Origin of the sequence: Modestobacter versicolor (assembly GCF_014195485.1) — a bacterium.
Classification (GTDB): Bacteria; Actinomycetota; Actinomycetes; order Mycobacteriales; family Geodermatophilaceae; genus Modestobacter; species Modestobacter versicolor.
On record NZ_JACIBU010000001.1, the window covers coordinates 34,575 to 54,277 of the forward strand.

General features: G+C 75.9%; 16 protein-coding genes. 11 read left to right on the top strand and 5 right to left on the bottom strand.

Annotation, left to right across the window (positions count from 1 at the left end):
- Nucleotides 1–20 precede the first annotated feature (20 nt).
- The 4 genes from FHX36_RS00150 to FHX36_RS00165 all read left to right on the top strand — a co-directional run bounded on the left by FHX36_RS00150 (nucleotide 21) and on the right by FHX36_RS00165 (nucleotide 5,420).
- Entirely contained in the window at nucleotides 21–1,298 is a 1,278-nt protein-coding gene (locus tag FHX36_RS00150; protein WP_110551651.1) for a cytochrome P450, read from the top strand.
- Nucleotides 1,299–1,350: 52 nt separating this feature from the next.
- A complete protein-coding gene (locus FHX36_RS00155; protein ID WP_110551650.1) occupies nucleotides 1,351–2,142 on the top strand; it encodes an alpha/beta fold hydrolase in 792 nt (263 codons plus the stop codon).
- Nucleotides 2,139–4,412, top strand: a complete 2,274-nt coding sequence (locus FHX36_RS00160) for a SpoIIE family protein phosphatase (protein ID WP_110551649.1) — start codon at nucleotides 2,139–2,141, stop codon at nucleotides 4,410–4,412. The genes FHX36_RS00155 and FHX36_RS00160 overlap by 4 nt, the downstream gene beginning before the upstream one ends.
- A gap of 147 nt (nucleotides 4,413–4,559) precedes the next feature.
- Complete coding sequence (locus FHX36_RS00165; RefSeq protein WP_343056533.1) at nucleotides 4,560–5,420, top strand: endonuclease domain-containing protein; 861 nt, start codon at nucleotides 4,560–4,562, stop codon at nucleotides 5,418–5,420.
- A 70-nt stretch (nucleotides 5,421–5,490) separates the two neighbouring features.
- Here FHX36_RS00165 and FHX36_RS00170 read toward each other — a convergent pair whose 3' ends face one another.
- Nucleotides 5,491–7,800 (bottom strand): HelD family protein, encoded by a 2,310-nt coding sequence (locus tag FHX36_RS00170; protein WP_110551647.1) that lies wholly within the window; start codon nucleotides 7,798–7,800, stop codon nucleotides 5,491–5,493.
- Between the two features lie 230 nt (nucleotides 7,801–8,030).
- Here FHX36_RS00170 and FHX36_RS23720 point away from each other — a divergent pair, with 230 nt between their 5' ends.
- Both FHX36_RS23720 and FHX36_RS00180 read left to right on the top strand, forming a co-directional pair.
- Nucleotides 8,031–10,610, top strand: coding sequence for an esterase-like activity of phytase family protein (locus tag FHX36_RS23720; protein WP_221202723.1), 2,580 nt, complete (start codon nucleotides 8,031–8,033; stop codon nucleotides 10,608–10,610).
- Between the two features lie 88 nt (nucleotides 10,611–10,698).
- Nucleotides 10,699–11,433: an alanyl-tRNA editing protein gene (locus FHX36_RS00180; protein WP_110551645.1), complete on the top strand. Its 735-nt coding sequence runs from the start codon at nucleotides 10,699–10,701 to the stop codon at nucleotides 11,431–11,433.
- Between the two features lie 86 nt (nucleotides 11,434–11,519).
- Here FHX36_RS00180 and FHX36_RS00185 read toward each other — a convergent pair whose 3' ends face one another.
- The gene (locus FHX36_RS00185) at nucleotides 11,520–11,819 is read right to left on the bottom strand and encodes a DUF1905 domain-containing protein (RefSeq protein ID WP_220035883.1); all 300 of its coding nucleotides are present in this window, start codon (nucleotides 11,817–11,819) and stop codon (nucleotides 11,520–11,522) included.
- Between the two features lie 89 nt (nucleotides 11,820–11,908).
- Here FHX36_RS00185 and FHX36_RS00190 point away from each other — a divergent pair, with 89 nt between their 5' ends.
- Nucleotides 11,909–12,862, top strand: coding sequence for a helix-turn-helix transcriptional regulator (locus tag FHX36_RS00190; protein ID WP_220035882.1), 954 nt, complete (start codon nucleotides 11,909–11,911; stop codon nucleotides 12,860–12,862).
- Here FHX36_RS00190 and FHX36_RS00195 read toward each other — a convergent pair.
- Both FHX36_RS00195 and FHX36_RS00200 read right to left on the bottom strand, forming a co-directional pair.
- On the bottom strand, nucleotides 12,855–13,430 hold the full coding sequence (locus FHX36_RS00195) for a mycothiol transferase (protein ID WP_110551643.1): 576 nt from the start codon (nucleotides 13,428–13,430) through the stop codon (nucleotides 12,855–12,857). The genes FHX36_RS00190 and FHX36_RS00195 overlap by 8 nt on opposite strands.
- Before the next feature lie 37 nt (nucleotides 13,431–13,467).
- Nucleotides 13,468–13,899, bottom strand: coding sequence for a DUF1810 domain-containing protein (locus FHX36_RS00200; RefSeq protein WP_258372648.1), 432 nt, complete (start codon nucleotides 13,897–13,899; stop codon nucleotides 13,468–13,470).
- Between the two features lie 118 nt (nucleotides 13,900–14,017).
- Between FHX36_RS00200 and FHX36_RS00205 the strand changes: the two genes are divergently transcribed.
- The 3 genes from FHX36_RS00205 to FHX36_RS00215 are packed head-to-tail and all read left to right on the top strand — an operon-like array spanning nucleotide 14,018 to nucleotide 18,049.
- Nucleotides 14,018–16,159 carry an MMPL family transporter gene (locus FHX36_RS00205; protein ID WP_110551642.1) on the top strand — a complete coding sequence of 714 codons (2,142 nt, stop codon included), beginning with the start codon at nucleotides 14,018–14,020 and terminating at the stop codon, nucleotides 16,157–16,159.
- A 40-nt stretch (nucleotides 16,160–16,199) separates the two neighbouring features.
- Complete coding sequence (locus FHX36_RS00210; protein ID WP_183513411.1) at nucleotides 16,200–17,360, top strand: histidine kinase; 1,161 nt, start codon at nucleotides 16,200–16,202, stop codon at nucleotides 17,358–17,360.
- Complete coding sequence (locus tag FHX36_RS00215) at nucleotides 17,357–18,049, top strand: response regulator (RefSeq protein ID WP_110551611.1); 693 nt, start codon at nucleotides 17,357–17,359, stop codon at nucleotides 18,047–18,049. Before FHX36_RS00210 ends, FHX36_RS00215 begins: the two co-directional genes overlap by 4 nt.
- On the opposite strand, the gene FHX36_RS00220 is transcribed toward FHX36_RS00215, so the two are convergent.
- Nucleotides 18,036–18,647, bottom strand: coding sequence for a TetR/AcrR family transcriptional regulator (locus tag FHX36_RS00220; RefSeq protein WP_258372645.1), 612 nt, complete (start codon nucleotides 18,645–18,647; stop codon nucleotides 18,036–18,038). The two genes, FHX36_RS00215 and FHX36_RS00220, sit on opposite strands and share 14 nt — an antisense overlap.
- 175 nt (nucleotides 18,648–18,822) lie before the next feature.
- Here FHX36_RS00220 and FHX36_RS00225 point away from each other — a divergent pair, with 175 nt between their 5' ends.
- Nucleotides 18,823–19,692 carry an oxidoreductase gene (locus FHX36_RS00225; RefSeq protein WP_110551609.1) on the top strand — a complete coding sequence of 290 codons (870 nt, stop codon included), beginning with the start codon at nucleotides 18,823–18,825 and terminating at the stop codon, nucleotides 19,690–19,692.
- Nucleotides 19,693–19,703: the final 11 nt, after the last annotated feature.

The window sequence follows — 19,703 nt, forward strand, 5'->3', positions numbered from 1 at the left end:
CGCTGGGCAGTGCTGCGGGCATGGTCCGCCGTCCCCGCCTCGACCAGTCGATCCCGATGCTCGCCCAGGGCTACGCCTGGCTGCCCGACCAGCGCCGCACGGCCGGCCGCGCCACGGTGCACACCCGGCTGATGCTGGCCCGGCAGACGCTGGGCGTCGAGGGCCCGGCCGGTGCGCGGTTCCTCTACGACGAGGACCACGTCCGGCGCAGCGGTGCGCTGCCCGAGCCCGTCGTCAGCACGCTGTTCGGCCATGGCGCGGTGCACACCCTGGACGGCGAGCCGCACCGGGTGCGCAAGGCGATGTTCGTGCAACTGCTGATGGGCGAGGGCATCGGCGACCTGGTCGACCGCGCGGAGGCGGCCTGGGACGACGCCGCCCGGCGCTGGGCCGGGGAGCGCCGGATCGTGCTGATGGACGAGGCCGCCCGGGTGCTCACCCGCGCGGTCTGCGACTGGGCGGCGGTCCCGGTGACCGACGAGGAGGTGCCGGCCCTCGCCCGCGACCTGACCGCCCTGGTCGACGGCTTCGCCACCGGTGCGCCGCGGCACTGGCGGGCGCGCCGGGTCCGGCAGCGGCGGGAGGCGTGGCTGGCCGGCATCGTCGAGGAGGTCCGGTCCGGTGCCCGCACGGTGCCGGCGGGCTCGGTGCTCGGCGTCGTGTCCGCCCACCGCGACTCCGAGGGCGAGCTGCTGGAGCCGCGGGTGGCCGCCGTCGAGGTGCTCAACGTCGTCCGGCCGACCGTGGCGGTGTCCTGGTTCGTCGGCTTCGCCGCGCACGCCCTGCACCGCTGGCCCGAGCACCGCGAGCGGCTGCGCAGCGGCGAGCCGGCGTTCGCGGCGGCCTTCGCCCACGAGGTGCGCCGCTTCTACCCGTTCGCCCCGTTCATCGGCGGCCGCGCGCCCCGCGAGGTCCAGTGGGACGGCGAGATGGTGCCGGCCGGCTCGATGGTGCTGCTGGACCTGTTCGGGCAGAACCACGACCCGGACCTGTTCCCCGAGCCCTACGCGTTCCGCCCCGAGCGGTTCCTCACCGACGGCGGGTCGGCCGGTACCTCCGCCGTCCGGCAGATCGGGCCGTGGGAGCTGGTGCCGCAGGGCGCCGGCGACCCCCGCAGCGGCCACCGCTGCCCCGGGGAGGACGTCACCGTCGCGCTGCTGTCGGCGCTCGCCGTCCGGCTGGCGTGCCTGGGCTACACCGTCCCGGAGCAGGACCTGACGATCTCGTTGCGGCGCATCCCGGCCCGCCCGGCGAGCCGGGTGGTCCTCTCCGACGTCCGGCCGGACGGACAGCGGTGACGGGCCGCACGGAGGCTGGTACGGGGACGACCGGGTCGCGTACCTTCCAGCCATGAACGTCCGCACACGGAACGACGTCCGTGTGAGCGGCCAGGCGGGTGCCCGGCCGATGGTGTTCGCCCACGGCTACGGCTGCGACCAGAACATGTGGCGCTACATCACGCCCGACTTCGAGGTCGACCACCAGGTGGTCACCTTCGACCACGTCGGCTTCGGCCGGTCCGACCTCGACGCCTACGACCCGGCCCGCTACGGCACGCTGCGGGGCTACGCCGACGACGTCGTCGAGGTGATGGGCGACCTCGGGCTGACCGACGCCGTCTTCGTCGGCCACTCGGTCAGCGCGATGATCGGCGTGCTCGCCCACCAGCAGGCGCCGGAGCTGTTCGGCGCCATGGTGATGGTCGGGCCGAGCGCGCGGTACGTCGACGACGGCGACTACGTCGGGGGCTTCAGCCGGGCCGCGATCCGCGACCTGCTGGACAACCTGGACGCCAACCACCTGGGCTGGTCGACGACGATGGCCCCGGTGGTCATGGGCAACCCCGACCGGCCCGAGCTCGCCGCGGAGCTGACCAACAGCTTCTGCCGCACCGACCCCGACGTCGCCCGGCAGTTCGCCCGGCTCTCGTTCCTCTCCGACAACCGCGCGGACCTGCCCGGCGTCACCGTGCCGACGCTCGTGCTGCAGTGCTCCGAGGACGTCATCGCCCCGGAGACCGCCGGCCGGTACGTGCACGAGCAGATCGCCGGCTCGGTGTTCACCCAGCTGGCCGCGACCGGGCACTGCCCGCACCTCAGCGCCCCGGAGGAGACCACCGCTGCCATCAGGGCCTGGTTGTGACCACCTCACGGGTGACGGCGGGGGAGCGGCGCGAGGGCGGGGAGGACCGCGGGCGGCTGGCGCAGCTGCTCGAGGACGACCCGGCCGACCTGTACGAGAACGCCCCCTGCGGATACCTGTCGACGCTGTCCGACGGGACGATCGTCAAGGTCAACCGGACGCTGTGCGCGTGGCTCGGGCGCCCCGCCGAGGAGGTCCTGCGGACCCGGCTGCGCGACCTGCTCAGCGTCGGCGGCCAGGTCTTCCACGACACCCACCTGACCCCGCTGCTGCGGATGCAGGGCGCGGTCCGCGAGGTGGCCCTGGACGTCGTCCGGGCCGACGGCTCGCTGCTGCCCTGCCTGGTCAACGCCGTCGAGGTGCGGGCGCCCGACGGCACCCCGCTGATGGTGCGGGCCACCCTGTTCGAGGCGACCGCCCGCCGCCGCTACGAGCGGGAGATCCTGGCCGCCCGGCGGGCCGCGGAGACCTCCGAGGCCCGGTCGCGCGCCCTGCAGCAGTTCACCGCCGAACTCGCGGCCGCCGTCACCGTCGCCGATGCGGCCGCGGTCGTCGTGCACCGCAGCCGCCGGGCCGCCCGCGCCGCCGGGGCGGCGCTGTGGCTGGTCGAGCCCGACCCGCACGACCGGGACGCCGAGCCCGACGTCGTCCTCTCCGCGTCGGAGGGGATGCCCGCCGACCTGCTCCGCGCCCTGGACGAGACCTCCCCGGGCCGGGTGGAGGAGGTGCTGGACGCCGGCGTGCGCACCGTGCCGGTGAGCCCGGCGCTGCACGACTCGTGGCCCGAGGTGGCGCGCACCGCGGAGGCCGCCGGGTACAGCGACCTGGTCGTGGTCCCGGTGACCGCGGACGGCGACCACCTCGGCGCGCTGGCCCTGGCGCTGAGCGCGGGGTCCGACGACGACCTCATCTCGCTGGTCGACCCGGGCCAGCACCACTCGCTCAGCGAGGCCGACGCCGACCTGCTGGCCACCCTGGGCCGGCAGGCCGGGCAGGCGCTCGAGCGCGCCCGGCTGCACCAGGAGACCGCGCGCCAGGCGGAGCGGTCGGCGTTCCTGCTCGATGCCGCGCGGCTGCTGGCCCGGGCCACCGGCGTCACCGAGACCGTCGAGCGGCTGGCCGAGATGGTGGTGCCGCGGCTGGCGGACATGTGCCTGCTCGACCTGGTCGTCGAGCACGGGATGGAGCGCGTGGTCGCCCGGCACGGCGACCCGGCGCGGCAGCCGCTGGTCGACGAGCTGCGGGCCTGGGCCCCGCCGTACCGGGAGCTGCCCGCCCCCGCCCGCGCGGCGTTGGAGGCCGGGCACACCCGCTGGTTCCCGGCGATCGCCGACGAGTGGCTGGCCGAGGTGGTCCGCGACCCGGTCGAGCTGGCCGCCGTCCAGGGGCTGGAGCTGGCCAGCGTGATCAGCGTGCCGCTGGTCGCCGAGGGCCGGTCGCTGGGCGTGATGACGCTGTCGGCCGACCGCCGGCGTCCCCCGTTCACCTCGGCCGACGTCGAGCTGGCCGAGCAGCTGGCGCTGCAGGTGTCGCTGATGATGGCCAAGGCGCAGCGGTTCGAGCTGGAGGCGCGGACGTCGCACACCCTGCAGGCCACGCTGCTGCCGCCGGCCCCGCCCCAGGTGGCCGGCATCTCGGTCGCCGTCCGGTACCTGGCGGCCACCTACGGCGTGGAGATCGGCGGCGACTTCTACGACCTGGCCCCGCTGCCCGGCGACCAGGTGGCGATCGCGGTCGGCGACGTCGTCGGCCACGACATCACCGCGGCGGCCACCATGGGCCAGCTGCGCAGCGTCTACCGGGCGCTGCTGGTCGAGGCGCCCGCGCCGGCGGCGGTCATCGACCGGCTGCAGGCGAGCTGGCCGCTGCTCGGGCTGCAGCGGATGGCCACCGCGCTGTTCGCCACGTTGGACCAGACCACCGGCCTGCTGCGCGTCGCCTCGGCCGGCCACCCGCCGCCGCTGCTGATCGCCGACGGCTCGGTCGAGTTCCTGCCCGTGCTGCCCAGCCGGATGCTGGGCGCGCCCCCGGCGCCGGCCGTGGAGTGGTGCGGCGTGCTGCCGCCCGGGGCCACGCTGGTGCTGTTCACCGACGGGCTGGTGGAGAGCCGCACCAGCGACATCGACGCCGGCCTGGCCCGGCTGCGCACCGCGGCCCGCCGGCGGGCCACCACCGACCCGGACGAGCTCTGCGACCGGCTGCTGGGCGACCTGGCCGGCACCCACCGTGCCGACGACATCGCGCTGCTCGCCCTCACCCGCGACGCGTAGGCCCGCTCGGCGCGCGCCGAGTGTGCGCGGAGCGGGGTCTCCGGGCGGCTGAGCGCCCGATCCGCGCACAGTCGACGAGGTTGTGGACGACGCCAGCGGCCGGGGGCGCCGGGCGGGCAGGCTGTCCCGGTGCCCGTCCGACCCCGCGTGCCTGAGGCACTGGCGAACACGGTGTTCCGGGGCTCGACCGTCGTCCGGCAGGGCCTGCTGACCCCGGACGAGCTGCGCGGGCCTGCCTGGACCGCTCTCTTCCGGGACGTCCACGTGTCCGCGGCCCACCCGATCACCCACGCCCTGCGCGCGCGGGCGGCTGCGGCGGTGCTGTACCCGGGGGCCGTGGTCACCGGGGCCAGCGCGGCGGTGCTCTGGGGCGTCGACCTCGCGGGGCCCGAGGACGACGTCGAGCTGACCCTCCCGCCCGGTGCCCACCCGGCGCGGATGCCGGGCGTGCGTGCTCGCCGCGCGCTCCTGGACGAGCGGCACGTGCGGGTCCACCGCGGTGTGCGGCTCACCGACCCGGACACGACCGCGGTCGCCCTCGCCGGCAGCCTGGCCCTGGACGACGCCGTCGTCGCGGTCGACCAGCTGGTACACCTCGCCCGGGCGTCCCTGCCGCGGGTGCGCGCGCTGGCGGCAGCGGGCACCGGCCGCGGCTGCCGGCGGGCTCGGGCCGCGTGCGCGCTGGCCGACGGCAGGGCCGAGTCACCGCCGGAGACGCGCATCCGGCTGCTCGTGCTGCGCCACGGCCTGCCGGCACCGATCGCCCAGTTCGAGGTGCCCCGGCCCGGCCGTCGTCCCCTGCGGCTGGACTTCGCCTGGCCGGAGCACCGGGTCGCGCTCGAGTACGACGGGCTCTGGCACGGCGAGCCGGGTCAGCTCGGCAAGGACCGGCAGCGGCTCAACGTCATCGGCGACGCCGGCTGGCGGGTCGTGTTCGCCACCGCGGTCGACGTCCGTCGTCCGGCGGACCTGCTCGCCCGGCTGTCCCGGCTGCTGGTGCCGTGCTGAAGGACCCTGCTGCCCCCCACCACTCGCAGGCTCGCGGCGGGCCCCTGCAGCAGGGCCACTGGGCGGGCGGTCAGTCGGTGAGGCGGTGCAGCTCGGCCGGGAGCTCGCCGGGGTAGAGCACGGTGAGCCGCTGGGTCGGCCGGGTGAGCGCGACGTACAGGTCGCTGTGCCCGCGGACGCCCTCGTCGAGCACGCCCTGCGGGTCGAGCAGCAGCACCGAGTCGAACTCCAGGCCCTTGGCATCGGCGGGCACCAGCACCACCGGGCCGGCCGAGGAGTCGGCCGCCGGCCCGGAGGAGACCACCGGGAACGCCGTGGCCAGGCAGTCGACGACGTCGGCCACCCGGCTGGGCGGCACGATCACCGCCACGGTGCCCCCGGCCTCGACCAGCCCGGTGGTGACCGCGGCGACGCGGGGGAGCAGGTCGGCGTCGGGCACCTGCTCGGCCACCGGCGGCACCCCGGTGCTGCGCACCGAGCGCGGGGGAGCGGTCACCGCGTCGCCGGCCTCGAGCACGTCGGCGGCGACCGCCATGATCTCGGCCGGCGTCCGGTAGTTGACGGTCAGCTGGGCCAGCCGCCACTGGTCGCCGACGTGCGGGCGGAGCACCGCGCCCCAGTCGGTGGCGCCGGCCAGGCTGCCGGTCTGGGCCAGGTCGCCGACGACGGTCATCGACCGGGTGGGGCACTTGCGGGCCAGCAGCCGCCAGGTCATCGCCGACAGCTCCTGCGCCTCGTCCACGACCACGTGCCCGAACACCCACGTCCGGTCGGTGGCGGCCCGCTCGGCGGCGGACCGGACGTCGACCTCGGCGTCCCGGTCGGCGAGGGAGTCGGCGTCCAGCAGGTCGCCGGCGGTGAGCTCCTCGCCCTCCTCGTCGTCCTCCAGGTCGGTGGAGCGCGAGCCGTGCAGCAGGTCGAGGGTCTCCTGCGCCTCGTCACGGGCCTGGCGGCGACGGCGCGCCTCGCGGGCCCGGTCGGCGCTGTCGTCGAAGCCGAGCAGCTCGTCGGCCTCCTCGAGCAGCGGGACGTCGGCCGGGGTCCAGGGCGCGTCGGCCGCGCGGGCGAGCAGCGCGCGCTCGTCGTCCTCCCAGCCCTTGGTCGCCCGCCGCACCCGGGCCGGGTCGGCGAACAGCTCGCGGAGCAGCTGCTCCGGGGTGAGCACCGGCCACATCTCGTCGACCAGCTCCCGGACGGCGGTCTCCTGGCCGATCTCCGAGCGCAGCGCCTCGAGGTCGCGCTGGTCGAGCAGGCTGGAGCCGCCGCGGACGTCGGCGCCGATCCGGTCGGCGTAGCGCTGCGCCACCAGGTCGACGACGGCGCGGGCGAAGGCCGGCCGGCCGAGGTTGTGCAGCCGGGACGCCCGCCGGCCGACGGTGCGGCAGCGGGTGAGGTCGACCGGGCGGAGCGGGATGCGGACGCCGTCGATCACCAGCTCGCGGACGCCGCGGGGCACGGTCTCCCGGTCGCGGACGGCGGCCTTGAGCACGTCGACCATCGCCAGCCGGCCCTTGAGCTCGGCGACCTCGGGGGTCTCGTGCCCGCGGGCGTCCAGGCCCGGGCGCAGCTGGCCGAGCCCGGCGAGCAGCACCCCGGTCTCGCCGAGGGCGGGCAGCACGTCGGCGATGTAGCGCAGGAACGTCGGCGTCGGGCCGACGACGAGCAGGCCGCTGCGGGCCAGCCGGTCCCGGTGGGTGTAGAGCAGGTAGGCGGCGCGGTGAAGGGCGACCGCCGTCTTGCCGGTGCCCGGCCCGCCCTGGACGACCAGCACGCCGCGGGCGTCGCTGCGGATGATCGCGTCCTGCTCGGCCTGGATGGTGGCGACGATGTCGGTCATCCGGCCGGTGCGCTCGGCGGTCAGCGCCGCCATCAGCGCGGCCTCGCCGGTGAGCGGCGGCCCGTCGGTCGCCTCGACGTCGACGGTGAGCACCTCGTCGTTGACCGCGGTCACCGCGCGGCCGCGGGTGCGGATGTGCCGGCGGCGCACGACGCCCTCGGGCCGGAACGGCGTCGCGGTGTAGAACGGCCGGGAGGCCGGCGCCCGCCAGTCGACCAGCGCCGGGTCGCCCGAGGGGTCGTCGGCGGCCAAGCCCACCCGGCCGATGTACAGCGGCTGCGGGGAGGCCTCGCGGTCCAGCCGGCCGATCACCAGGCCGTGGTCGGCGGCGTCCAGGGTGGTGATCCGCTGGCCCTGGAACCGAGCGGCGGCCTCGCGCTCACCGAGGGACTGCGGGTTGATGATCGGGGTGGCCAGCGCCTGCCGGAAGCGGGTCACCGCCAGCTCGCGGGCGGCGTCCAGCCGGCGGTAGAGATCGGTGACGGCGGTCTGCTCCGCCGCCAGGTCCGGATCGGGGGCAACGGCGGGCGACGTGCTCGACAACTCGTGCAACTCCTGGGGACGGTGGCGAACGCGCAGCTCCGTGCCGCGAACGGCAGCTGCTCATCCTGCACCCCCGCCGGCCGGGTTGTCACGGCGGCTGCCCCCGCGCTGCGGTGGGTGAGCGGCCGGCCGCTCAGCGCAGCGGGACGACCTGCTGGTCGGGCGGCCGTCCCCGGCCGGTCACCCGCCGTTCACGAGCGGGACCGGTCCGTCCCGCAGGGTCCCGACTCGTGCCTCAGCGACCTCGTAGTCCCCGCCCGCCACTCGTGCTCGCCCTGGCCGCCCTGGTCGGCGGCGGCGCCCTCGTCGGTCTCGGTGCTGCCGCGCCCGCGGCGGCCGCGCCCGGGAGCCCGGTCTTCACCCGGACGGCGACCTACCCGGTCTTCCAGAACTCCGGGCTGGCGGTCGACGACGAGGCGGTCGCGGAGATCTCCACGGTCAGCCCCGACGGCCGCACCGTCGTCTACACCGACGCCCCCAACGGCCAGGTCGGCTTCCTGGACATCACCGACCCGGGCGCCCCGGTCGGCCTGGGCACGCTCCAGGTCGGTGGCGAGCCGACGTCGGTGGCGGTGCGCGGCACCGAGCTGCTGATCTGCGTCGACGACACCGACGGTGACTTCCCGAACGCCACCGGCCGGCTGGTCGTCGCCGACCTGGCCAGCCGGACCGTGCTCGGGACGATCGACCTCGGCGGGCAGCCGGACTCGATCGCGCTGACGAAGGACGGGTCCCTGGCGGCCATCGCGATGGAGAACCAGCGCGACGAGGACGTCGCCGACGGCGAGCTGCCCCAGGCGCCGGCCGGCACCCTGGCGCTGCTCGACCTGGCCGGCCCGGTGTCCGGGTGGGCGCCGGCGACCGTCGACCTGGTGCCGGCGCTGACCGCGATCGGCGCCTACGGCGCGAGCGACCCCGAGCCCGAGTACGTCTCCTTCAACGCCGACGACGAGCTGGCGCTGACCCTGCAGGAGAACAACGCGGTCGCCGTCATCACCCCCGACCGCGCGGACCTCACCGCCAGCGCCGTCGATGCCTTCGACGCCGGCAGCGTGGACGTCACCGGCGTCGACGTGGTGGAGGACGACACGATCGACCCGACCGGCAGCACCGGCGCGCTGCCCCGCGAGCCCGACGCCATCGCCTGGGTCGGCGACGGCCTGGTGGCCACCGCCAACGAGGGCGACCTGTTCGGCGGCACCCGCGGCTGGTCGGTCTTCTCCACCGCGACCGGCACCTTCGGCGACGTCGTGTTCGACTCGGGCAACAGCCTGGAGCACCTGGCGATCGCGCAGGGGCTCTACCCGGAGAGCCGCTCGGAGAACAAGGGCGTCGAGCCGGAGGGGATCGCGTTCGCCGAGTACGGCGGCGTGCCGTACGCGTTCGTCGGCAGCGAGCGGGGCAACTTCGTCGCCGTCTACGACATGACCGACCCGACCGAGCCCGCCTACACGCAGACCCTGCCGACGACGAACGGGCCGGAGGGGCTGCTGCCGGTGCCCGCGCGCGGGCTGTTCGTCGTCTCCAGCGAGACCGACGTGCCCGAGGACGACGTCCGGGCCAGCGTCGGGCTGTACTCCTTCGGCCCGGGTGCGGCGCAGTTCCCGACGATCACCTCCGACCCGGCCGCCCCGGTGGCCTGGGGGGCGCTGTCCGGGCTGACCGCCGACCCGGCCGACCCCGACCGGCTGTACGCGGTGAGCGACAGCTACTACGCCCCGGCCGCGATCCAGACGATCGACACCAGCAGCGAGCCGGCGCAGGTCACCGCGGCGCTGGAGGTCACCGACACCGCGGCGCACTCCCTCGACCTGGAGGGCATCGCGGCGCGGCCGGCCGGTGGCTGGTGGGTGGTCAGCGAGGGCGACGCCGACGAGGCCCGGCCCAACGAGCTGCTCCAGGTGTCGCCGGCAGGTGCGGTCGTGCAGCGGGTCGCCCTGCCCGCGGAGGTCGCCGGTGCGCTGGGCAGCAACGGCCTGGAGGGCGTCGCCGTCCAGCCGGGCAGCGGTCCGGAGGTCGTCTGGGTGGCGCTGCAGGTGCCCGCGACCGGGGACGCCGCCGACGTCAGCCGGCTCGGCCGGTACGACGTCGCCGCCGGCACCTGGTCGTGGCTGGGCTACCACCTCGAGCCCACCCCGGCCGGCGCCCGCGAGTTCGTCTCCGAGCTGGTGGCCGTGGACGCCGACACCCTCGCGGTGATCGAGCGGGACAACCGCCCGGGCGTCTTCGCCCAGGTCAAGCGGGTCTACGCGGTGTCGATCGCCGGGGTGGCACCGGTGGCCACCGGTGCGCCGCTGCCGATCGCACCGAAGACGCTGGCAGTCGACCTGCTGCCCGCGCTGCAGGCGACGAACGGCTGGGTGCCGGAGAAGGTCGAGGGGCTCACCGTCGGCGGCGACGGGCAGGTCTACGCGGTCACCGACAACGACGGCGTCGAGGACGCCACCGGGGAGACGGTGTTCCTGCGGCTCGGGGCGGCCTCGACGGTGTTCGCCGGTGCGGCCGGCGACGGCCCGGTCGTCGTCCCGCCGACCACCCCGGCGCCCACGCCGACGCCCACGCCCACGCCGATCAAGCCCACCCCCACGCCGTCGCCCACCCCGGGCCCGACGTACGGCGCGGGTGTGCTCCCGGTCGCGGACGACGACGACTGGGACGCCGACGGCGACGCGAGCTGGCTGGACGGCGACGAGCGGAGCGGCTCGCTGGCCTACACCGGTGCCGAGGTCGCCGGGCTGCTGAGCCTGGGCGGCGTCCTGCTGGTCGCCGGTGCGGGCGCCCTGCTGCTGGGCCGCCGCCGGCGCAGCTGACCCGGCACTCGGCCCCTCCCGGCGGAGGGGCCGAGTGGCCTGCTCGTGGACTGGTCGCGGCGGCGCCCGGCCCGGGCAGGATGACGCCATGGCCACCGCGCACGCCGGGCACACCCACCGCCTCGACCTCGCCGACGCCACGATCCGCGAGTGGGACGCCACCGTGGTCGCCGCCGACCCCGAGCAGGGGATCGTGCTGGACCGCTCCGCGTTCTACCCGGGCGGCGGGGGCCAGCCGCCGGACGAGGGCGTGCTGCTGTGGGGCGGGGTGCGCACCCGGATCGCCGGCACCCGGCGCGGCGACGAGCAGTACCTGGTGCCGGTCGAGGGCGACCCGCTGCCGCCGGTGGGCACGGCGGTGCGCGGCGCCCTGGACGACGACCGGCGCACCGCGCTGATGCGCACGCACTCCGGGCTGCACGTGCTCACCGGCGTCGTGTTCCGCGACTTCGGGGCGCTGGTCACCGGCGGGAACATGGAGCCGCTGACCGCGCGGATGGACTTCGACCTGGCCGAGGTGCCCGCCGACTTCAAGGACCGGGTGGCGGAGTCGGTCAACGCCGAGCTGGCCGCCGACCGCCGGATCGAGGTCAAGGAGCTGCCCCGCGAGGAGGCGTTCGCGATCCCGGACATCATCCGCACGGCGACCGACCTGCTGCCCCCGGACCTCGAGGTGGTGCGGATCGTGGACATCGTCGGGCTGGACACCCAGGCCGACGGCGGCACCCACGTCGCGTCGACGGCGATGGTCGGCCGGGTCGAGGTGGTGAAGATGGAGAACAAGGGCCGCGGCTTCCGCCGGCTCCGCGTCCGGATCGTCTGAAAGGACCCCGTTGCCCCCCGCCACTCGCGAGCTCGCGGCGGGCCCCTGCAACGGGGCCGGAAGCCACCGGAGACCGCTGTCGCCGTCTAAGGGAGCGTGAGCCGGGCGGTCACGGTGTCGCCCTCGTCGATCCGTTCGGCCCGGCGGACGGCGACCTTGAGCGGCAGCACGTACCGGCCGTCCTTGGGCCACAGCGACGTCGTCCACCCGGTGCCGCCGATCCGGGCCCGCACCGGCAGCATCCCCCAGCCGTAGGTGACCGCCCGGGCGACCTCCTGCAGCTGGGCGCTCTCGTCGTCGGGCACCGTGAGGAAGTAGAAGGGCGCGGGCCCGCGCCAGGTCCACACCTCGCCGCTGAACTGCAGGTCCAGGTCCAGCTCACCCATCGGGCGGTCTCCCTCTGCCGTCGGTCCGCTGGGCAGGCTACGGTCCGATCCGGACGACCGGCGTCCTGATCCGCGGAGGTCGTGCAGACGTGAACCCGACGGCGCGGGCGCTCATCGCCCTCGAGGTGCTGCAGGGCTCCCCGGGCATCTCCGCCGAGCAGCTCGCCGGCAAGCTCGGCGTCTCCGACCGGGCCGCCCGCCGCTACGTCGCCACCCTGCGCGAGGCCGGCATCCCGATCGAGTCGGTGCGCGGGCCCTACGGCGGCTACCGCGTCGGCCGGGGCCTGCGGCTGCCCCCGCTGGTCTTCACCGCCACCGAGGCGCTCGGCCTGGTGATGGCGGTGCTCGACGGGCACCACGACGCCGGCGACCCCACCGACCCGGTCGGCAGCGCGCTGGGCACGATCATGCGGGCGCTGCCGGCGCCGGTGGCCGCGCAGGCCGAGGCGGTCCGGCGCAGCACGGCACCGGCCGTCGACCGGTCGGCCGCCCGCCCCGACCCGGCGACGACGAGCGCGCTGGTGCAGGCCCGGTCCGAGCACCGCCGGGTGCGGATCCGCTACTGCTCCGAGGCCGGCAAGGAGTGGGTGACCGAGGTCGACCCGTGGGCGGTCGTCGTCCGGCACGGCCGCTGGTACCTGCTCTGCCACTCGCACTCCGCCGACGCCCGCCGGGCCTACCGGGTCGACCGGGTGCGCGAGGTGCAGGCGCTCGAGCAGACCTTCGCCGTCCCGGCCGACCTGGACCCGGTCGCCGAGCTGGAGGAGCACCTCGCCGTCGGCTGGGAGTACAGCTGCGAGGTGCTCGTCGATGCACCGCTGGAACGGGTGGCGCGGTGCGTGCCGCGCACCCTCGGCCGGCTGGAGCCGGTCGACGAGGCGACCACCCGGCTCGTGGGCAGCACGAACAACCCGTACTGGTACGCCGAGGAGCTGGCCGCCCTGCCGGCGCCGTTCCGGGTGGTGGGCGGCCCGGAGCTGCGGCACACGACCCGGGCACTGGGGGAGCGGCTGCTCGCCGCGACCGAGCCGCCGGTCAGCTGACCGGCAGCCGGCCCACCCGCGGGCGCCAGCCGGGCGGCGGGTCCTCGCCCACCAGGCCGTCGACGGCCTCGCGGAGCAGGTCGGCGTGGCCGGTGTGCCGGCCGTACTCCTCGATCAGGTCGCACAGCAGCCGGCGCAGGCTGGCGTGCCGGCCGTCGGCGTCGGTGAGGTCGACGAGCTGGTCGACGCCGCCCTCGGCCAGCGCGGCGCCGATCCGCTCGTGCGACCGGGTCACCGCGTCGTCCCACAGCGCGTACAGCTCGGCGGGGCAATGGTCGGCCGCGGAGGTGAACGCCCAGTCCTCCTGGTCGACCCAGGTCGACTCCCACGGCTCGCCGATCCGCGCGCCGCTCAGCCGCTGGGTGGAGACGTCGTCCTCGGTGAGGGCCAGGTGCTTCAGCAGGCCGCCGAGGGTCAGCGCGGAGGCGCCGATCCGGGTCTGCAGCCCGGCGGCGTCCAGGTCGGCGGCCTTCCAGCGGAACGTGGTGCGCAGCCGGTCGAGCGCACCGAGCAGGTGGGCGGTCTCGGAGCCGGCGAACGGGGGTTCCCAGGGCATGTCGTCGCTCATGGCGGCACCGTAGGACGGGTTCCGGACGATCGCCGTCCTACAGCCGCGAGGTCGTCGCCTCGTCGCGCGCGCCGCCGAAGTACTGGTCCAGCACGGCGGCGAAGACCGGCTCGTCCGGCGCCACCGCAGCGAACAGCGTCATCGACGACCGCAGCTTCTGCGCGTCGATCCCACCCAGGACGGCGACCGGATCGGCGCCGTCCAGCCCGGTGAGCGCCTCGGCGCACGCGCGCAGCCGCGGGCCGAGCACCGGGTGCGCCAGGTACGCGCGCGCCTCGGCCGCACCGTCGATCGCGTACCGCTGCGCCATCGCGCTGCGGCCCAGCCCGGCGACCTGCGGGAAGACGAACCACATCCAGTGGCTGCGCTTGCGCCCGGCGCGCAGCTCGGCCAGCGCCTGCTCGTAGGTGCCGTCCTCCTGGGCCTCGACGAAGCGCTGCAGGTCGGACGGGTCGCGGTGATCGGTCACCCGACCAGCGTGCCGTCCCGAGGTGTACTCCGCTGGGAGTACCGCGGCTCGGGGGTGGCCGCAGAGCCACATCCGCAGCACGACGCGGCGGGCCCCGCCCGACAGCGAGGGTCGTGCCATGGACCCGACCTCCGCTCCGCTCCCGCCCGGTCACCGCTCGCGCCTGACCCGCGCCCTCCACTCCCACCCCCGGCGTGCCCTGCTGGCCGTCCTGCTCTTCGTGGTCGTCGCCGGCGTCCTCGGCGGCCCGGTCGCCGGGTCCCTCGACGCCGACGGTGGCTTCGCCCCCGCGGACTCCGACTCGGCCCTCGCCGTCGAGCGCCTCGAGGACGCCTCCGGGCGGTCGCCGTCCGCCGGGGTCGTCGCCGTCGTCGACACCGGCGACGGCCGGTCGGACGTGACCGACGTCGTCGAGACCCTCGCCGGGCTCGACGGCGTCGCCGAGGCCGTGCCGGCCGGCACCGCGCGGGACGGCAGCTCCGCGCTGGTCGTCGCCGTCCTCGACGCGGACGCCGACGACGAGGCCGTCGCGACGGCCGCGGTCGCGGCGTTCGAGGACGACGACCGGGTCGCCCTCGGTGGGTCCGCCGTCACCGGGCTGCAGATCGGTGAGCGGGTCGGGGAGGACCTCGGCCGCGCCGAGCTGCTCGCCTTCCCGGTGCTCGTCCTGCTGTCCCTGCTGTTCTTCGGCGGACGCGCCGCGGTGCTGCCGCTGGTGGTCGGCGTGACCACGGTGCTCGGCACCTTCCTCGCGATGGCCGGGATCAACGAGGTGTACGGGCTGAGCGTCTTCTCCCTCAACCTCGTCATCGGTCTCGGGCTGGGGCTGGCCATCGACTACACGCTGTTCCTGCTCAGCCGGTACCGCGAGGAGCTCGACCAGCAGGGGCCGACCCTCGGCGCCGTCCTCACCACGATGCGCACCGCCGGCCGGACCGTCGTCTTCTCGGCCGCCACCGTCGCGGTCGCCCTGGCCACGCTCACCGTCTTCCCGATGGGCTTCCTGAAGTCGATGGGCATCGCCGGGGCGGTCGTCGCCGTCGTCGCCGCCGCCGCCGCACTGGTCGTCTCTCCCGCGGTCTTCGCCCTGTGGGGCCCGAAGCTGGCCCGCCGCCGGCGCCGGGCCGCCGCCTCCGGGGGCGGCTGGTACCGCCTCTCGCACGCCGTGATGGCCCGGCCCGGCGCGGTCGCCGCCGTCACCGCGATCGTGATGCTCGTCCTGGCCGCACCCGCCCTGCGGGCCGAGTGGACCCCGGTCGACAGCAGCGTCGTGCCGACCGACCTCAGCGCCCGCGTGGTCGCCGACACCCTCGAGGCCGACTACGCCGGCGCCGGCACCACCCCGGTGCTCGCCGCCGTCCGGGCCGACGACCCGGACGCCGCCCGCTCCTTCGCCGACGCGGCCTCGCAGCTGCCCGGCGTCCTGACCCCGGCCGACGCGATCGAGGTCGGACCCGGCACCTGGCAGGTCGACCTGGTCGTCGACGGTGGCCCGGAGGGCGACGTCGCCCAGCAGGTCGTCACCGAGGTCCGCGACCTGGCGGCCGACCGGGACGCCGACGTGCTGGTGGGCGGCGCCGCCGCGGAGTTCGTCGACCAGCAGGCCGCCATCGGGGACGCCCTCCCGCTCGCCGCCGCGTTGCTCGTCCTGCTCACCGTGCTGGTGCTCTGGCTGATGACCGGCTCGGTGGTGTTGCCGGTCAAGGCGGTGGTGATGAACACCCTGACCGCCGGGGTCGCCCTCGGGGCGCTCACCTTCGTCTACCAGGACGGCCGGCTCACCGGCCTGCTCGGCTACACGTCCAACGGCGGCGTCGAGCCGACGAACTTCCTGGTCGCCGCGGCCGTGGTCTTCGCCCTCTCCACCGACTACGGCGTCTTCCTGCTCGGCCGGATCAAGGAGGCCCGGGAGGCCGGTCTCGCCGAGCGCGAGGCGGTCGCGACCGGGCTGGGCCGCACCGGCAGCGTCGTCACCGCCGCCGCGATCCTGCTCGCCGTGGCGATCGGGGCGTTCAGCACCAGCTCGATCTCGTTCATCCAGCAGATCGGGATCGCGACCGCGGTCGGCGTGCTGGTCGACGCGTTCGTCGTCCGCTCGTTCCTGGTGCCGGCGCTGATGGGCCTGCTCGGCAAGTGGAACTGGTGGGCGCCGATGCCGCTGCGCCGGCTGCACGACCGGATCGGCTTCTCCGAGGGCGGACCGGCCGAGCCGGCCGACGCCGCGGACGGGCCGCCGCGGGTCCTGGCGAGTACTCCCTGAGGACGACGACCGCTGGTCCCGCCGCCGCTACCGTCAGGGCGTGACCCGCCTCCCGTCGCTGCCGCCACGCGTCCTGGACGTCGTGGCGGCAGCGGCGTGCGTGGCCGCCATGTGCGTCGAGCTGGCCCGCAGCACGAAGGGGGAGCCGAGCGTGGCCGCCGTCATCGCGATCGTGGTCGCCAGCCTCCCGGTGCTGCTGCGCCGTGACCGGCCGGTGCTGGCCATGGTCCTCGCGATGACCACCCTGCTGGGGGTGGTCAACACCGCGGCGATCTACCAGACCATCCCGATCCCGGCCGTCCTGTGCGCGTACACGCTCGCCGACCGGCTCGGCCGGACCGCGGCGCTGTGGACCGGGGCAGCGGCGGCGCCGGTGGTGCTGGCCGTCCTGCAGACCTACAGCCCACACTCGCTCCTGGACTGGAACACCGCCCGCAATCTCGGCCTGGTGGCGCTGCCCCTGGCCCTGGGCGTCGCCGCCCACGAGCGCCGTGCCCACACCGCCGCGCTGGTCGACCGCGCCGAGACCGCCGAGCGGAACCGCGAGGAGGAGGCCCTGCGCCGGGTGGGGGAGGAGCGGCTGCGGATCGCCCGGGACGTCCACGACGTCGTCGCGCACGCCATGGTGGCCATCAACGTCCAGGCCGGGGTCGGCGCCCACCTCCTCGACCGCGACCCCGACCAGGCCCGCGCCACGCTCCGCGACATCAAGCGGGTCAGCGGCGAGGCGCTCGGCGACCTGCGGTCCATGCTCGGCCTGCTCCGGGAGGACGAGCACGACAGCCCCGTCCGGCCGGTGCCGGGCCTCGCCGGGATCGACGACCTGCGCGACGGGCTCGGCTCGGCCGGGATCGACCTCGACGTCCGGATCGACCCCGACGTGGCGACGGTCCCGGTCTCGGTCGGGGCGACCGGCTACCGGATCGTGCAGGAGGCGCTGACCAACGTGCTCCGGCACGCGGGCCCCACGTCGGCGCGGGTGCACGTCAGCCGGGCGGCCGACGTCGTGCTCATCGAGGTCGAGGACGACGGCGGAGCGGCGCCGCCGGCCCTGGACGGCACCGGGTCGGGCAACGGGCTGCGCGGGATGCGCGAGCGGGCGGCCGCGGCCGGGGGTCAGCTCGAGGCGGGCCCACGGCCGGGTGGTGGCTGGCGGGTCGCGGCGTCCCTGCCGGTGTCCGTGCCGGTGACCGCCCCGTGACCGCCGCGGTCGCACGCCCTGTTCGGGTTCTGCTCGTCGACGACCAGACGCTGGTGCGCGCCGGGTTCCGGGCGCTGCTGGACTCCGAGCCCGACATCGAGGTCGTCGGCGAGGCGGTCGACGGCGAGCAGGCGGTGGCGATGGCCGTGGCGACGGTGCCCGACGTCGTGCTGATGGACGTCCGGATGCCGCGGGTCGACGGCCTGGCGGCCACCGCCCGGATCACCGGCGACGCCCGGCTGACCGGCACCCGGGTGGTCGTGCTGACGACGTTCGAGCTCGACGAGTACGTCTTCGGGGCCCTGCGGGCCGGGGCCTCGGGCTTCCTGCTCAAGGACATCGAGCCGGTGGCGCTGATCGAGGCCGTCCGGCTGGTGCACGAGGGCCAGGCGCTGCTCGCGCCGCAGGTGACCCGGCGGCTGATCGAGGCCTACGTCGCCACCGGCCCGGCGGCACCGGCGCCGCCACCGCCACCGGACTCCGCCCGGCTCGCCGAGCTGACGCCACGCGAGCGGGAGGTGCTCGGCCTGGTCGGCCGGGGCATGTCGAACCACGAGATCGCCGAGCACCTGGTGCTCTCACCGCTCACGGTCAAGACCCACGTGTCGCGGCTGTTCCTCAAGCTGGGGGCACGCGACCGCGCCCAGCTCGTGGTCACCGCCTACGAGACCGGGGTCATCGGGGCATGACCGTGTCCCGCCCCGCCGATCGGACGGCGGTCCAGGACGTCTGCGTCCGGACGCCGTCGAGGGCGATCGCCAGCACCTTGTCGCGCCGGTCGTCGTCCGGGAAGCCCGCCGACAGCACCCCGATCACCAGCCGGACCAGGTCGTCGAAGCCGAGGTCGCTGCGGGCCTCGCCGGCGGCCTGGGCACGCTCGAGCAGCGGGGCGCCGGCGGCGTACATCGCCTCGCGGCAGGCGGCGAAGACGTCGGAGTCGCGGTTGAGGCCCTCGGCCAGCGCGCGCTTGGTGGCCACGTAGTCGACGAACCGGCGCAGCCAGGCGACCAGCGCGTCCCAGGGGTGCTCGGCGTCGGCGGACCGGGCGGCCTGGCACAGCTCGCGGATCTCGCCGACGTAGACGGCCTCGACCAGCTCCTGGCGGGTGGGGAAGTTGCGGTACAGCGTGCCGATGCCGACCCCGGCCCGGCGGGCGACGTCCTCCAGGGAGGCGGCGACGCCCTGCTCGGAGAAGACCTCGCGGGCGGCGACGAGGAGGGCGTCGAAGTTGCGCCGCGCGTCGGCCCGCTGCGGGCGCCGCGCACCGAGCTCGGACAACTCGCTCACGACACCCACCTTCCCTGTTGCAACCGGAGGACCGCCTCCGCTAATCTGGAGGAGCGCCTCCACTTGAGCCGATGATAGCCCCGCCCCGCTCGCGACGGGGCCCGGTCCCGGCTCGAGCGCGCGTCGTCCCTGCCTTCCCTCGCCGGGGCTCGTGCTACCACCGAGAGGACCTCCCATGACCAGGACCTGGCTCGTCACCGGCAGCTCCCGCGGCTTCGGCCGGGCGCTGTCCACCGCCGTCCTCGAGGCCGGCGACACCCTCGTCGCCACCGCCCGCCGCCCCGAGCAGCTCGCCGACCTGACCGACCGCTTCGGCGACCGGGTGCGCACCGTGGCCCTCGACGTCACCGACCCGGCGGCCGTCACCGCGGCGGTGCAGACCGCCGTCGACACCTTCGGCCGGCTCGACGTGGTCGCCAACAACGCCGGGCACGCCGACAGCGCGCCGATCGAGCAGACGCCGGAGGAGGCCTTCCGCGCGCAGCTGGAGACCAACCTGTTCGGCGTCGTCCGGGTCACCCAGGCCGCGCTGCCGGTGTTCCGCCGCCAGCGCTCAGGCCACTTCCTGCAGTTCTCCTCCATCGGCGGCCGGGTCGGCGGGACGCCGGGCCTGGCGGCGTACCAGACCGCGAAGTGGGGCGTGGAGGGCTTCTCCGAGGTGCTGCACGCCGAGGTCGCACCGCTCGGGATCAGGGTGACCATCGTCGAGCCCGGCGCCTTCCGCACCGAGTGGGGTGGCGCCTCGATGCAGCTCGCCGAGGTCGCGCCGGACTACGCGCCGACGGTCGGCCGGGTGCACGACTACCGCCGGCAGGTCGACGGCCGGCAGCCCGGTGACCCCGAGCGCGCCGCGCAGGTGCTGCTGGACGTCGTCGCCGCCGAGGAGCCGCCGCTGCGGCTGCTGCTCGGCTCCGACGCGGTGCAGCTGGCCGAGCGGTCCTCCCGCGCCCGGGCCCGCGAGGCCGCCGTCTGGGCCGGGGTGAGCCGGTCGACCGACTTCGACACCGTCGCCGCCGTCCCCGGCCTCCCGCGCCTCACCGCCTGACCCTCCGGGGT

Bases quoted from the DNA above. Each gene is read 5' to 3' on its own strand.
- FHX36_RS00150 (WP_110551651.1), top strand. From the start codon at position 21: ATGGTCCGCCGTCCCCGCCTCGACCAGTCGATCCCGATGCTCGCCCAG.
- FHX36_RS00155 (WP_110551650.1), top strand. From the start codon at position 1,351: ATGAACGTCCGCACACGGAACGACGTCCGTGTGAGCGGCCAGGCGGGT.
- FHX36_RS00180 (WP_110551645.1), top strand. From the start codon at position 10,699: ATGGCCACCGCGCACGCCGGGCACACCCACCGCCTCGACCTCGCCGAC.
- FHX36_RS00185 (WP_220035883.1), bottom strand. From the start codon at position 11,819: ATGGGTGAGCTGGACCTGGACCTGCAGTTCAGCGGCGAGGTGTGGACC.
- FHX36_RS00195 (WP_110551643.1), bottom strand. From the start codon at position 13,430: ATGAGCGACGACATGCCCTGGGAACCCCCGTTCGCCGGCTCCGAGACC.
- FHX36_RS00205 (WP_110551642.1), top strand. From the start codon at position 14,018: ATGGACCCGACCTCCGCTCCGCTCCCGCCCGGTCACCGCTCGCGCCTG.
- FHX36_RS00225 (WP_110551609.1), top strand. From the start codon at position 18,823: ATGACCAGGACCTGGCTCGTCACCGGCAGCTCCCGCGGCTTCGGCCGG.